The sequence below is a fragment of the uncultured Methanobrevibacter sp. genome, assembly GCF_947166415.1.
Taxonomy (GTDB): Archaea; Methanobacteriota; Methanobacteria; order Methanobacteriales; family Methanobacteriaceae; genus Methanocatella.
On the sequence record NZ_CAMVEE010000011.1, the window covers coordinates 40,311 to 53,213 of the forward strand.

Consider the following 12,903-nt stretch of genomic DNA (forward strand, 5'->3'; position numbering starts at 1 on the left):
CATGTCACAGATACGAGCATTTTTAGCTGTTGATTTGGATGATGACTTGAAGCCTAAAGTAAATAGGGTAATGAAGGAATTCAAACAGATCGACACAAGAATAAACTATGTTGATTTGCTCAATTTGCATTTCACACTAAAGTTCTTTGGTGAGATAGATACTGCAGGATTGAATTTATTGGAGCAGAAGATTGCCAAGGTAGTATCCGAATTCGAACCTTTTGACATTAAGATTAAAGGATGCGGCGCATTTCCAAACAATAACCATATAAAAGTCATTTGGGTAGGAATAGAAAATGATGAAATCTTAAAGAGATTGCATGATGAGCTGGATAAGGAATTTGTTGAATTAGGTTTCGATAAGGATAAGAAATTTTCAACCCATCTGACCATTGGGCGCATGAAATCAGCTAAAAACAAGGCCAAAGTGAAATCAACCATTGAAGAATTCAGTGATGTTGACATTGGTGAGATGAAAGTTTCCAAAATAACCCTTAAAAAATCCACATTGACTCCTTCAGGACCTATTTATGAAGATATTACGGAATTTGAATTGTGATTTAATGGATTATAAAGCTATTTTAGAAGATATAAAACCAACAGAAGATGAAAAAAGGGAAATTGAGGAAGTCTCTTCAAGGCTGATGAAGTATTTGCAGGACACCTGCGATAATGAGGGGATAGACGCTAAGGTAGCTTTGGTTGGGTCTGTTGCAAAAAACACAGCCCTCAAGGGAAAATCCGATATTGATATTTTTGTTGCATTTCCTTTGGATACGGATAAGCAGTATTTAAAGGAGACTGGACTGAAGTTAGCACACAAGTGCTGTGATGAGTTCAAAAGCACTCCTGAACATCATTTCGCTTCACACCCTTATGTTACAACACACATTGACGGATATGAAGTTGATATAGTACCTTGCTATGCAATAGATGACGGTAATGACTTGAAATCAGCAGTGGACAGGACTATTCTGCACACCCGCTACATCAAAGCCAATCTGAGTAAAAACCAGGAAGATGAGGTCCTTCTTTTGAAAAGATTCATGGCAATGACAGGAACCTATGGATCCGAGTTCAAGGTCGGCGGATTTGCAGGTTATTTATGTGAATTGCTTATTCTAAACTACGGCACTTTTGAAAATACGTTGAAGGAAGCCATCAAATGGCAATATGGACATACAATCGATTTGGAGGGATACGGTACATCCAACCTGTTCAATGACCCTCTGATTGTCATCGATCCTACAGACAAGAACAGAAACGTCGGAGCAGCATTGAGATTGGACAAAATGGCTGAATTCATCCAATCAGCACGTAACTACATATTTTCAGACAATAAAGAAGCTTATTTTTATCCATTAAAAAGAAATTTGGTCAAAGAGGAAATTATTGACGAATTTAAAAAAAGGAATGGGGATTTAATAGCTATCAGATTCAACATTCCTGACATGCCTTTGGATACCTTGCACCCTCAACTTAAAAAAACCTGCGAAGCGTTGGAGCGCAAGCTGAATGATGAGGAATTCAATGTTTTCAAGGCAGATTATTGGAGTGATGAAGTTTTAACAGGTGTAATTTTGCTTGAAATGGCTTCATCCAAATTAAATGACATTAAGGTGAATGTGGGTCCGAAAGTCTTCATTAATCAGGCTTGCGAAAATTTCGCTTCAAAGTATGGCAGGGAAAACTGTTATATTCAAGGTGATTTTCTAGTTCACACACAAAAAAGGGAATTCAGTGATGCCTGCGATTTAATAAGGCACATATTTACAACTGAACATATTGGACTCATTAAGGTAGGTAAAAACCTCAAGAAAACCATTATTAACACTTACGAATTCCTTGAAATTTCAGAAATTGATGACGAACTGTTTTTAGAATTTTTAGATGATTTCATAAATCCTGGACAGCACATAGTAAGGTGATGGGATGGAAAAGACTGAAGAAATTGATTTGATTGTAAATCATCCTAAAAAGGCAATTAACAAACTTGCAGTGCCAATCATTATCAGCAACTTATTCATGATGCTGAACAATATCATTGACGGCATATGGATTGCAGGTTTAGGGCCTCATCCGCTTGCCGCTGTTGGATTTGTAACACCATTGTTCTTGGCAATGGTTGGATTTGCAAACGGTTTGGGTGCAGGTTCTAACAGTTTGGTTGCACGCTACATCGGTGCCGAAAACTATGGAATGGCAGGAAACAGTGCAATCCATTCAATAATGCTCAGTATTATTGTGACAATACTGGCAACAATCGGCATGCTCCTTATTTTAAAGCCATTGCTCATGACTATGGGAGCAGGAGAAGTAATTTCAGAGACAATGGAATATGGTATCATTGTTATGGGAGGAATATTTTCAATATTCATTCCAGCAATGCTGGCAGCTATTTTCAGGTCACAGGGTGAAATTAAGCGCGCATCATATCCGTTGATGTTTACTGCTATCATAAACATGATTTTAGACCCGATATTCATTTATGGGCTTGGTTTAGGCATTGGAGGTGCTGCTATCGCAACTGTCCTTGCGGGGACAATCCCGATGCTTTTGATGATTTATTGGATGTTCTTCAAGCATGACAGCTTTTTAGAGGTTAAGATGAGTGAATACAAGAGGGACCTCTCCATTTATAAGGACATTTTGGTTGTCGGTATTCCTGCTAGTTTGGAGCAGTTCATCCTTTCATTCGTTTCAATTTTGATGAACTATTGGCTGACAATTTTGGCAGGCACTATCGCCGTTGCCGCATATACTGCCACATGGAGACTGGTTGCAATTGGAATATCTCCTTTGATAGGTATTGGGGTCGCAGCCTTGACTGTCGGCGGTGCGGCTTACGGAGCTCGCAATTTCTATAATCTGAAAACAGCCCTGAATTATGGTATCAAGTTGGGTTTGATTTCCTCAGTAATCATATGTTCATTCTTATTCATATTTGCAGATCCTTTGTCATTCATATTTTCATATTCTGCAGACAGTTCAATTCTGGCGCCTAAAGTGGTAGAAACATTGCGCATATTATGTTTCTTTATTCTGTTCATGCCTTTTGGTATCCTTGCAGGTAACATATTCCAGGCCATGGGAAAAGGCACATCATCACTTATGATTACATTTCTAAGGTCATTTGTGCTGGAGATTATATTCGCGGGATTATTCGCTTTTGTTTTGGGTTGGGGCGCTGTTGGAATCTATTCTGGTTTGGTTTTGGGTATGGCTTTAGGTTCCATTATAGGATATGCTTATATCAACTATTATCTAAACAAAAACAGAAATTATTTTAAATAAACTTTATTTTTTAGAAACTTTTATTATATAAAATGTAAATATTATTAAACATGTCTGAGATTAAAAAACTCACAATTGATGTTGATGCTGAGGAATACTATAATAACTATGTTAATTTTGAAGAGGTATCCAAACTTTGCATAGAGGAACAGGAAATGTTGGGATACAATTGGAACTATCCTCCATTCGACTTTAATCCGGACGACGTATGGAATTCTTACAATAAACTTAAAATCATTGCTTTTAAAATCGACTTTTCCGAAGAAGAGCTTGCACATACCTTTGAAGAAAAGGAATTGGAATTTATTTTAAAAAGATTTGAACGCATGAAAGTCAAGCTAATGAATGAAATTTACATGCTTGAGGATGAAAACTCTTTAGGACTCTTTTTTGGAAAATGCAACTTATGCATGAGATGCACAAGGGAATTTGGAATGCCTTGTAAAATGCCTTTTAAGATGAGATACTCATTGGAGTCTCTGGGGGCATATGTCGATAAAACTGTTGAAGATCTTTTCGGTTACCAAATTCAGTACGCAAAAGATGGTAAGCTACCTGAATATCTAATATTCGTTGGTGGATTACTGTATGATAAAAAATAGGTGATAAAAAATGATAGTAAGTGTAATTGGTGGAACAGGTCCTCAAGGACTTGGAATTGCTCTTAGATTAGCAATTGAAGGTGTAGAAGTCATTGTTGGTTCTCGTAAAGAAGAAAAGGCATTGGCTGTTGTTGACGAAGCAAAAGAAAAATACGCAGACTATGATTTATCCAAAATGTGCGGTATGGCTAACGAAGATGCAGCAAAAGAAGGAGACATCTTGATTCTTACCGTACCATTAGCAGCACAAAAACCTACTGTTGAAGGAATTAAGGAATTCTGTAAAGACAAGATTGTTTTAGATGCTACTGTACCATTGGAAACAGCAATTGGCGGAAAACCATTCAGGTTCATTGACTTGATGGAAGGATCCGCTGCTGAAAGAACCGCTTCCATTTTGGAAGGAACCGGTGCAAAAGTAATCTGTGCTTTCTGTAACATCAGTAACTCCCACCTGTCCAACATTCCAGAAGACATCGACTGTGACTGTTTGATTGCAGGAGATGACAAGGAATCAAAAGAAATTGCAGCAGAGCTCATTAACAAAATCCCTGGTGTAAGGACTATTGATACAGGAATCTTAGAAAAAGCTAGAATCATTGAAAAAATCACTCCATTATTAATCGGATTGAACATCAAATACAAATCCCATTATGGTGGTTTAAGAATTACTGGAATTCCAGCTTTAGACGAATAAATGATTAACATGGATTCATTTGAGGCATTAATCGGCAAAGACATTAATGAAGTTACCTTAAATGAATCAACAACTTTTTTTATTGCTCCGTTGAAGTATTCAACCAAACTTTGTGGAAAACGCTATCCTGCAACCAAATTAAAAATTGCCGATTTGGACTATTTCAATCTGATTTCCTTTTCAGAACTGTTTAAAAAAGAAGCTATTCTAATTATATGGTATAATGAGGACAATATAATAACTGATTTAGAAATCTATTACATAAGTAACGATTTTGATATACTGTTTATGGATTACTATAAGATTAAAAAAGCCATTGATGAAGGCCATGCCCACAACTTGACCGAAGGGGATACCAGATATCTTGGGGCGTCAAGATTGGATGAGAAGGTCCCTCAGCCGAATAGCGATAGGTTGGCCAATAAGCGTGAACTGGTACTTAAAAAGAAGTATCTGCAAAAAATAATAAATGAAATGGAATAGGATTTTTAAAATTTATCAAACTCTTTTTGAAGGTTTTCATAGAAATATCCGAGTTTCCTGCCGTTAACGAAGATGTGGCTGACTGTGATTGATACGCTCATTTCATAATTTTTGTTGACTTTTCCCCAGGTTACCAAAGGCTGGATTGCATTTCCATCGACAATGCAGTTTGTCAGCATGTCAAAGTCAACCCATGGGATGCAAGAAAGGTTCACAATATTGGTCTGGTCTCTTTTTTCCATCTCTAAGAAAAATGCTTCCTCCTTGCCGTTTAGGATATCTGAAGATAACTTTCTGACATAATCGTGCCACTTGTGGATATCATCAAATTCCTGAGGCACTTTAACTCTCATTTCCCTGTAGATTTCATTTTCTTCATCCATTATTGGGGTCACTCCATCAAGATAATCATATTCAATGACTTTGCCATCAATGATTCTGCGCCTTAACTGCGGAACGCTGTTTACTGCATTAAGCACGCATCCCAGACTCATTATAAAAAAGGAAGTGTCATCTTCCTTACAGTATTTCCATGCCTTTTCAACGTTTACTCTTGCAGACATCGCATAGCGTGAAGTGTGAAAATTGATAAATGGATTATCATTTAAGTTAAAATCTAATTCCCTCATATGAACAACCTATATCCCTTAGAAATATTGAACTTTCAAATTTTTAAAACAATTTTAAATATAAATCATTAAAACTAATATTTTTAGCAAATATATGCTTATATTAATTTATATTGGGAGATAATTTAAACTTTTTGCTCTTTCTTTAATTCCTTTAAAATTATTTTAAAATACGCAATCTTTTCAAAGGAAATTAAAATTTTCATTTTATTTTTTTTAAACATTTCATTCAATTTTTTAATAATGAAGACATTTCATTTAAATTACATTAATCTTTTTATATCATTTTTTAACATATATTATATTGTATAAATCATATATGGTTTTGTTATAATGAAAGTAGTAATTGTAGGCGGAGGAGCTGGTGGAATTTCAACAGCTTCAAGAATTCGTAAAATGGATAAAGACATTGAAATAACAGTTCTCACAAGAGACAATAAGGTCGCATATTCCCCATGCGCAATTCCTTATGTATTGTCAGGCACTATCGAAACCTTTGACGATATTGTAATGAGGACTCCTGAAGACTATAAAAACAAGAATATTGACGTAATCATCGAAGCAGAAGTAACTGCAGTTGATTCCGATAAAAAAACAGTAACATACCAAAAAGACGGTAAAGATATCACTATTGATTATGATAAACTGGTTTTAGCGACAGGCGGAAACCCATTCATTCCTCCAATGCAAGGCGTTGACTTGGAGGGAGTATTCAAAATCAGAAATATCGAAGACGGTATCAAGGTTCAGGAAGCAATGAAAGATGCCAAAAGTGCTATTGTAACAGGTGCTGGTTTAATAGGTATTGAAATTGCTTTTGCACTTAAAAAACAAGGTTTAAATGTTATCTTAAGTGAAATGATGCCTCAAATCGTTCCAAGATCCATTGATAAGGATATGTCAGATATTCTGGTTAAATATTTGGAAATGGAAGGTATCCAAGTAGTTTTAGGAAAACCAATTACCAAACTGATTGGGGACGGAAAAGTTGAAAGGGCTTGCTTTGGAGATGAGGAGGTTTACGATGCGGACATGGTCATCATGGCTACAGGAGTAAGGCCTGAACTCAAGCTTGCTGAAATGGCTGGATGCGACATCGGGAGATGGGCAATCATCGTCAACGATAGAATGGAAACCTCAGTTGAAGATGTATATGCTGTCGGAGACTGTGTTGAATCAAGAGATTTGATTTTAGGTTTCAACACCATTTCTCACTTAGGTACTACTGCAGTAAGACAATCCAAAACATTAGCCCGTACAATATGCGGCAAAAAATCCAAATTCAACCCTGTCTTGAACTCAATGGTGTCAAAAGTAGGTAAACTGGAATTCGGTGCAGTCGGTTACACTACCAGTTTCGCTCAACAGAATCAAATAAGACCTGTTGTACAGAAAGTACAGGCACTTACAAGAGCACGTTACTATCCTAATGCAAAACCAATGGATATAAAAGTTATTTGTGACGGAAATGGAACCATTATAGGTTGTCAAATCATAGCAGAAGAAAGGGTGGCTGAAAGAATTGATACAATGACTTTGGCTATTACTGAGGGGTTAACCTGTTTTGATTTAAGCAATATGGAATTTGCTTACGCACCACCTGTATCAATGGTTACAGATCCTTTAATACTTGCTGTGGAAGAGGTAAGTAAAAAATTTAGTTAAATTTAATAATTTGGAGATGATATTAATGCCTGAACATGGTCACGGTCATCATGGTCACGGAGGTCAGATGACCCCCGAACAACAAAGACAAATGATTGAACAAGAAATCAGATTAGCAAAGAATTTAGGTCAAATTAAGAATAAGATTGTTGTTATGAGTGGAAAAGGAGGAGTTGGAAAATCCACTGTGGCGGCAAACCTTGCAGAAACCTTCCAGAGATTAGGTTATAGGACAGGTATTTTGGATGCAGATATTCACGGACCTAATATCCCTAAAATGTTAGGTTTGGAATTGTATGGTGAATCATTTGCCGAAAACCAATTTGAAACCTTTAAAGAAATTACTGAAGCCGGTTTGGCTGAAAAGACTTTCGAAAATGATGAAGAAAAATTGGCCTACATCGAGTCAGTCAAGGAAGAATACAAAAATACAATGTTTCCTGTTTCATTGCCAAGCGGCTTGAAAGTAATGTCCATGGCGTTCCTATTGGAAACTATCGACACTCCAATCATCTGGAGAGGACCTCAAAAAACAGGTGCAATAAAACAATTGATTTCTGATGTTTATTGGGGAGAACTTGATTATCTAATCATCGACAACCCGCCTGGAACCGGTGATGAACCATTGACAGTTTTGCAGACCATTCCTGATGCAGATGCTGTAATCATGGTAACCACTCCAAACGTCGTATCTCAGGAAGATGTTTTAAAATGTGTAAAGATGGTTGGAATGATGAACATTTCCAAGATTGGTTTAATCGAAAACATGGCATACTACATTTGTCCTCATTGTGATGAAAAGTTACACATTTTCGGAAAGGGCAATGGTGAGCTGTTTGCTAAAGAAATGGAAATTGAATATTTAGGTGATTTGCCTATAGAAGAAGCGGTTTCCAATTCACCAAACCAAGATGGAGTTATTTCAACATTAGATCCTAGCGATGAAGTTTCAAAAAGATTTAAAGAAATAGCTTTGGAAATCAAAGAAAAATTTGCTAAAGAATAGCTATATTTAGAATATAACTTATTCTTGCTATATTTACGATGTATCCTAAGAAATTAGGATCTTCCTTTAATTTTTTATAATAATTCAGTTTTTCAATAGCATATTCCTTATTTTCATCCATCTCATTTAATCTGAAGTATTCCATTCCGTTTTCGTATTCCTGTTTGTCTGTAAAAATAGGAACTAGATATTCTCCATCGTTTGCGTATGGAATCTTTACAGGTTCATTGTCTTCAACGGATATGATGAATTCCTTATCCTGGATGTACTCTTTTATAATAGCTTCGGTTTTTTCAATGGCTTCATGGTTGTTGTTTTCGCCATGCATATACATCATGTTGATGTGGTTTTTCAGTTCGGGATGTTTGATTTCTTCTAGTATCATCATATCTCCTTTTATTTGTTTTCATTATTTAATTTTTTCAAATAGTCATCAACCTCATTTTCAGGAATGAATCTCAGCGCATTGGAATTGATGCAATACCTTTTGGAGCCGTTCGGTCCGTCATTGAATACGTGGCCTAAATGTGAATTGGCCTTTTTGCTTCGCACTTCAATCCTTGTGGCACCATGTGAAAAGTCTCTGTTTTTTGTGATTGCATCTTCCGAGATGGGCTTTGAAAATGCAGGCCATCCGCAGCCGGAATCGAATTTGTCCTCTGAAGAGAACAGAACCTCTCCATCTACGACATCGACATATAGGCCATCTTCAAAAAAATCATCATATTTTCCACTGAATGGCGGTTCTGTCATTGCAAGCTGTGTTATTTCATACTCTTTTTTGGTCAAGTGGTTGAATTCTTCATCGTTTATTAAATTTAAATCAACATGGCAGTAGCCCTGCGGGTTTCTCTCAAGGTATTTCTGATGATAGTCTTCTGCAGGGTAGAAGTTGCCTATTGCATGGGCTTCAACAACTACCCTTTTTGATGATTTCATCTGCTTTTTTGCTAAAAATTTCAAAACACATTCTCTTTGGGAATTTTCCTGCCAGTATATGCCTGTTCTATATTGGGTTCCTATATCAGGGCCCTGGCGGTTTTTGCTGTAAGGATCTATAATATTATAGAAATTTTCCAAAATCTCTTCCAATGAAATGATTTCGGGGTTGTAAGTAACTTTAACGGTTTCGGCATGACCTGTTCTGCCGGTGCATACCTTTTCATATGTCGGGGCCAAATCCCTGCCATTCGCATAGCCAACTTCAGTTGCATTAACGCCTTTCAGTCTGGATATATATGCTTCAACCCCCCAAAAGCATCCTCCGGCCAAATAAATTACTTCCTGTTTTGTAAACATATTTAAATATTTTCTTTTTGTGCTATAATTAGTTATTCTTTTTGTATTGGCAAATAGGTTTCCTACAAAAAACTTTTTTATTATAAAAATTATATAAAATATTAACTGGAGGAAATCTAATGTTTTACAGTACAATTATGAAAATTGATTCAATCGACAGATTAAGAGATATTAGAGATGCATTGCTTGTTGAACAGGGTATTAATCCAACCCGTCAAGGAGAGCAAGCAATTAAAGTGGTTGTTGAAAGAATTGATGAAATCCAAGCAACTTTAGATAAATCAGCCACTAAAAATAGAAACAGAAGATAAGTGATTTTTGTGATAAGACGTGTAACAAGCAACAGGAGACTGCTTAGAAAAAGAATGTACAAGGCACCACATACCCGTCATAAAAATTCCCAGTATTACCGTGAAAACAGAAATCTGGTAAAACCATACCAGGACGAGTATTCAAAATCACATTCACCTGTTGTAAAACGTAAAAGAAGACCTAAACGTGAAGTTACAGGTTATAAAATGTCTTACAGATACAAATATTATATTGATGATATTGTTGAAGAAGATGAAATGGAAGAAGATTTGGAATAATCTTTCTTCTAATATTAATTTACTTTTTTTAGCTAAAAATCGGCGTTTCGATCCATATTGAAGTTTTGTGAGTGAGGATTTATCACAAAACCCTGGAAGTATTCATCTTCCGCAGCTATCCTTGAAAGGTCTTCCGGTGTGATGACTTTCATTTCAAATTTATCCAGGAACAATTTGGATATTTTTGCACTTCCGACAGCATATTCCCTTATATCAGTAAAAATAGGAATGATATACTCTTTGCTGGTTTCGGTAATGGTCAGTTTAACCGGTCTGTCCAGCTCATCAATTAGGGTAAAGTATATCTCTTCGGGAAATGCCTTTTTTATATTCGCTTTTACGGCTTCAAGTTCAATGGCATCTTCAGTCTTGAGCTTTTTTGCCATATCAGCATAGACTTGAATGTATTCCTTAATCTGACTTTTTGAAGCCTTCACATTATTTTTTTGATAATCTTCAAAGTCCTTTTGTTTCATGTTTACTCACAGCAATCGTGAACTTCTTCGCCGCCGATAACAAAGTCCCATTGAGGTGCATTGATTGCAAGTCCGAGGAATCCTTCATCTTCAGCATAATCTGCTACAATTTCATTGCCTGATTTTTTATCGCATGCGAATTCGTTTTCGCCGAATTGTTCTTTGAATGTTTCAATAGCTTCATTTGCTTCATCCTCGTCAGTATAGACTGGAATTACATATTCTTCTATTTCATCATCCTCATCGCTGACAATTAATGCGACAACTTCCTTATCCTCGGAATTTGCGTTTGATACGATGATGAACTCTTCGTGGTATACCATGTGTTCAATCTCGTGGTAAAGTTCGCCCAACTCTTCGATTTGATCTTTGTTTTCTTCTTCGAAGGATTCAGGAAGTTCCTCATCTTCATTCAATGCGTTTTCTATTTTTTCGTTTAAATCATCGTCAAGTTCAATAAATTTTTCTACTAATTCTTTGAGTTCACTCATAATTTCACCAAATAATAAATAATCATAAAATAAGTCTTTTAAAAACAAATGAACATTCTCTTCCTAAACACCACTAAAGGAATACAAACGAATGCTCATTTCAACCATCACCATTGTTCATATTATAAAAAAATAGTATATAACAATATGAACAATACTATTTTACTTTTCAACCTATATAAAGTTTTAGTATATCTTTATAATAATCAAAAGTAACTTTCAATTGATTTTATTAGGTTATAGATAATTTTATTTGTACTCACATCAACGTTATTTCTTTCACCGAGTTCTATTACCTTTCCGTTCAGGGAATCGATTTCCGTTTTTATTTTACGCTGGATATCCTGGTGAGTGGATGAATAGTGCTCGTAAGTATCCGGAACAAGCTTATTGTAGAAGAGCTCCTTGTACTCATCTGATGTGGACCAGAGGGTGCTGTATCCTGACGCTTTTATGACTTCGAATATCTCATCTATGATGCTGTTCATAAGTTCTTTTGTGTATTCGTTTTCAGTAAGCTTTCCATAATTCACGTTCAGTATTGCACCTAATGGGTTAAGTGCACAGTTGTAGAGCATTTTCGCCCAGAGGTACTTGTCGACTTCATCAGTAAGTTCACATTTTATGCCTGATTCGGTTATCATGTCTGCAATTTCCTGCATTTCTTTTGGATCTTCTCCTTGAAGTGATCCTATCAGGATAGGTTCTGTGTATACGGTCACTTCGCTTATGTATCTTTCAGGGCGAGTAAATCCTGTAATCACCCTTGCAGAGAATACTTTTGATTTGGGAAAATATTTCAAGTAAGCCTCATCGTTTCCAAATCCATTCTGGAAGATGATTATCTTGCCGTCATCTTTAAGGATGTCTCTTTGTTCATTGAGATTTTGGGCAATATCCTCGTTTGCTGTTGTCTTTGATGAAATGAAAATATAGTCGAATTCGTTTTTGGGAATTTCCCCATAGCTTTCATAAACTGGAATTTCACCAAATTCATAATGTGTGAATAATCCGCATCTTTTTATTCCGTTTTCCTTTATTGCTTTTGCTGTTTCTCCTCTTGCATAAATTGACACGTTCGCACCCTGTGATTTGACGGATGCGCCAAGTCCTATTCCTACTCCTCCAGCTCCAATAATAAGTATGTTCATAATCTAGTTTATGTTTTTTATATGTAAAAATATTTTTTTCAGTTAAATTTTATTTTTTTTTCAAGTTAAATTAAATTATAATTTATTTTTTATCAATTTACATTTAAATTTTATATACTATATTTTATAGATATATTAATGTAAAGTTAAGTTTTATTAAAATTAATTTTAACTTTATTATATTATTTAGTCGAAGTGGTTAAATGAAGATAAATAAAAACATTTTTATTTGTTTGCTTTTAGTACTGGTAATGCTGTGCATTATTGGTACTGCAAGCGCAACGGATTCACTTAACGAAAACATGACTTCTGATGCATCTGATGATGCAATAAATGTTGAAACAGTAGGAGATGGCGATTTGGCCAGCGATTCTACTGATAATAAGTTAAGTGATTCAGGTACTACCATCTATGTGGATGGTAGCTATAGTGGAGAAGAACAAGGAACAGAGACAAATCCTTATAAAACTATTTCCGGAGCTGTTGGCGCAGCCACTGGTGGGGAAACTATTTTTATAAA

The 12,903-nt window shown here is 35.8% G+C and carries 17 protein-coding genes; 11 read left to right on the forward strand and 6 right to left on the reverse strand.

Annotation, left to right across the window (positions count from 1 at the left end; all coding sequences use genetic code 11):
* The first annotated feature begins 1 nt into the window (after position 1).
* Genes thpR through Q0W25_RS03685 form a run of 6 tightly spaced genes read left to right on the forward strand, consistent with a single transcriptional unit; the run spans position 2 to position 5,076 of the window.
* Positions 2–559, forward strand: coding sequence for an RNA 2',3'-cyclic phosphodiesterase (gene thpR, locus Q0W25_RS03660; RefSeq protein WP_298519057.1), 558 nt, complete (start codon positions 2–4; stop codon positions 557–559).
* Positions 560–563: 4 nt separating this feature from the next.
* Positions 564–1,928, forward strand: coding sequence for a CCA tRNA nucleotidyltransferase (gene cca / locus Q0W25_RS03665; protein ID WP_298519060.1), 1,365 nt, complete (start codon positions 564–566; stop codon positions 1,926–1,928).
* A 4-nt stretch (positions 1,929–1,932) separates the two neighbouring features.
* Positions 1,933–3,294, forward strand: coding sequence for an MATE family efflux transporter (locus Q0W25_RS03670; RefSeq protein WP_298519063.1), 1,362 nt, complete (start codon positions 1,933–1,935; stop codon positions 3,292–3,294).
* 50 nt (positions 3,295–3,344) lie between these two features.
* Entirely contained in the window at positions 3,345–3,896 is a 552-nt protein-coding gene (locus Q0W25_RS03675; protein WP_298519066.1) for a DUF2284 domain-containing protein, read from the forward strand.
* 10 nt (positions 3,897–3,906) lie between these two features.
* Entirely contained in the window at positions 3,907–4,593 is a 687-nt protein-coding gene (gene npdG, locus Q0W25_RS03680; RefSeq protein ID WP_298519069.1) for an NADPH-dependent F420 reductase, read from the forward strand.
* Entirely contained in the window at positions 4,594–5,076 is a 483-nt protein-coding gene (locus Q0W25_RS03685; protein ID WP_298519072.1) for a hypothetical protein, read from the forward strand.
* A gap of 5 nt (positions 5,077–5,081) precedes the next feature.
* Here Q0W25_RS03685 and Q0W25_RS03690 read toward each other — a convergent pair whose 3' ends face one another.
* Positions 5,082–5,705 carry a CatA-like O-acetyltransferase gene (locus tag Q0W25_RS03690; RefSeq protein WP_298519075.1) on the reverse strand — a complete coding sequence of 208 codons (624 nt, stop codon included), beginning with the start codon at positions 5,703–5,705 and terminating at the stop codon, positions 5,082–5,084.
* A gap of 333 nt (positions 5,706–6,038) precedes the next feature.
* Here Q0W25_RS03690 and Q0W25_RS03695 point away from each other — a divergent pair, with 333 nt between their 5' ends.
* Both Q0W25_RS03695 and Q0W25_RS03700 read left to right on the forward strand, forming a co-directional pair.
* Positions 6,039–7,370, forward strand: a complete 1,332-nt coding sequence (locus tag Q0W25_RS03695) for an FAD-dependent oxidoreductase (protein ID WP_298519079.1) — start codon at positions 6,039–6,041, stop codon at positions 7,368–7,370.
* A gap of 25 nt (positions 7,371–7,395) precedes the next feature.
* Complete coding sequence (locus Q0W25_RS03700; RefSeq protein ID WP_298519081.1) at positions 7,396–8,376, forward strand: Mrp/NBP35 family ATP-binding protein; 981 nt, start codon at positions 7,396–7,398, stop codon at positions 8,374–8,376.
* On the opposite strand, the gene Q0W25_RS03705 is transcribed toward Q0W25_RS03700, so the two are convergent.
* Both Q0W25_RS03705 and msrA read right to left on the reverse strand, forming a co-directional pair.
* Positions 8,366–8,761: a hypothetical protein gene (locus Q0W25_RS03705; protein ID WP_298519084.1), complete on the reverse strand. Its 396-nt coding sequence runs from the start codon at positions 8,759–8,761 to the stop codon at positions 8,366–8,368. The two genes, Q0W25_RS03700 and Q0W25_RS03705, sit on opposite strands and share 11 nt — an antisense overlap.
* Before the next feature lie 11 nt (positions 8,762–8,772).
* Positions 8,773–9,675: a peptide-methionine (S)-S-oxide reductase MsrA gene (gene msrA, locus Q0W25_RS03710; RefSeq protein ID WP_298519087.1), complete on the reverse strand. Its 903-nt coding sequence runs from the start codon at positions 9,673–9,675 to the stop codon at positions 8,773–8,775.
* Positions 9,676–9,794: 119 nt separating this feature from the next.
* Between msrA and Q0W25_RS03715 the strand changes: the two genes are divergently transcribed.
* Entirely contained in the window at positions 9,795–9,986 is a 192-nt protein-coding gene (locus Q0W25_RS03715) for a hypothetical protein (RefSeq protein ID WP_295112293.1), read from the forward strand.
* 9 nt (positions 9,987–9,995) lie between these two features.
* Positions 9,996–10,265, forward strand: a complete 270-nt coding sequence (locus Q0W25_RS03720) for a hypothetical protein (protein ID WP_297827927.1) — start codon at positions 9,996–9,998, stop codon at positions 10,263–10,265.
* A 32-nt stretch (positions 10,266–10,297) separates the two neighbouring features.
* On the opposite strand, the gene Q0W25_RS03725 is transcribed toward Q0W25_RS03720, so the two are convergent.
* The 3 genes from Q0W25_RS03725 to Q0W25_RS03735 form a co-directional block, all read right to left on the reverse strand.
* Complete coding sequence (locus tag Q0W25_RS03725) at positions 10,298–10,741, reverse strand: hypothetical protein (RefSeq protein ID WP_298519091.1); 444 nt, start codon at positions 10,739–10,741, stop codon at positions 10,298–10,300.
* Between the two features lie 2 nt (positions 10,742–10,743).
* Entirely contained in the window at positions 10,744–11,232 is a 489-nt protein-coding gene (locus Q0W25_RS03730) for a hypothetical protein (RefSeq protein WP_297827923.1), read from the reverse strand.
* Between the two features lie 206 nt (positions 11,233–11,438).
* Positions 11,439–12,383: a ketopantoate reductase family protein gene (locus Q0W25_RS03735; protein WP_298519094.1), complete on the reverse strand. Its 945-nt coding sequence runs from the start codon at positions 12,381–12,383 to the stop codon at positions 11,439–11,441.
* 203 nt (positions 12,384–12,586) lie between these two features.
* Between Q0W25_RS03735 and Q0W25_RS03740 the strand changes: the two genes are divergently transcribed.
* On the forward strand, positions 12,587–12,903 hold a 317-nt coding region (locus Q0W25_RS03740), incomplete at its 3' end, for a hypothetical protein (RefSeq protein WP_298519097.1).

Excerpts from the sequence above, each read along its gene's own strand:
- Q0W25_RS03735 (WP_298519094.1), bottom strand. The coding sequence starts at position 12,383 with ATGAACATACTTATTATTGGAGCTGGAGGAGTAGGAATAGGACTTGGC.
- Q0W25_RS03700 (WP_298519081.1), top strand. The coding sequence starts at position 7,396 with ATGCCTGAACATGGTCACGGTCATCATGGTCACGGAGGTCAGATGACC.
- Q0W25_RS03685 (WP_298519072.1), top strand. The coding sequence starts at position 4,594 with ATGATTAACATGGATTCATTTGAGGCATTAATCGGCAAAGACATTAAT.
- msrA (WP_298519087.1), bottom strand. The coding sequence starts at position 9,675 with ATGTTTACAAAACAGGAAGTAATTTATTTGGCCGGAGGATGCTTTTGG.
- thpR (WP_298519057.1), top strand. The coding sequence starts at position 2 with ATGTCACAGATACGAGCATTTTTAGCTGTTGATTTGGATGATGACTTG.
- Q0W25_RS03670 (WP_298519063.1), top strand. The coding sequence starts at position 1,933 with ATGGAAAAGACTGAAGAAATTGATTTGATTGTAAATCATCCTAAAAAG.
- Q0W25_RS03675 (WP_298519066.1), top strand. The coding sequence starts at position 3,345 with ATGTCTGAGATTAAAAAACTCACAATTGATGTTGATGCTGAGGAATAC.
- Q0W25_RS03715 (WP_295112293.1), top strand. The coding sequence starts at position 9,795 with ATGTTTTACAGTACAATTATGAAAATTGATTCAATCGACAGATTAAGA.
- Q0W25_RS03725 (WP_298519091.1), bottom strand. The coding sequence starts at position 10,741 with ATGAAACAAAAGGACTTTGAAGATTATCAAAAAAATAATGTGAAGGCT.
- Q0W25_RS03730 (WP_297827923.1), bottom strand. The coding sequence starts at position 11,232 with ATGAGTGAACTCAAAGAATTAGTAGAAAAATTTATTGAACTTGACGAT.
- npdG (WP_298519069.1), top strand. The coding sequence starts at position 3,907 with ATGATAGTAAGTGTAATTGGTGGAACAGGTCCTCAAGGACTTGGAATT.
- Q0W25_RS03695 (WP_298519079.1), top strand. The coding sequence starts at position 6,039 with ATGAAAGTAGTAATTGTAGGCGGAGGAGCTGGTGGAATTTCAACAGCT.
- cca (WP_298519060.1), top strand. The coding sequence starts at position 564 with ATGGATTATAAAGCTATTTTAGAAGATATAAAACCAACAGAAGATGAA.
- Q0W25_RS03705 (WP_298519084.1), bottom strand. The coding sequence starts at position 8,761 with ATGATACTAGAAGAAATCAAACATCCCGAACTGAAAAACCACATCAAC.
- Q0W25_RS03690 (WP_298519075.1), bottom strand. The coding sequence starts at position 5,705 with ATGAGGGAATTAGATTTTAACTTAAATGATAATCCATTTATCAATTTT.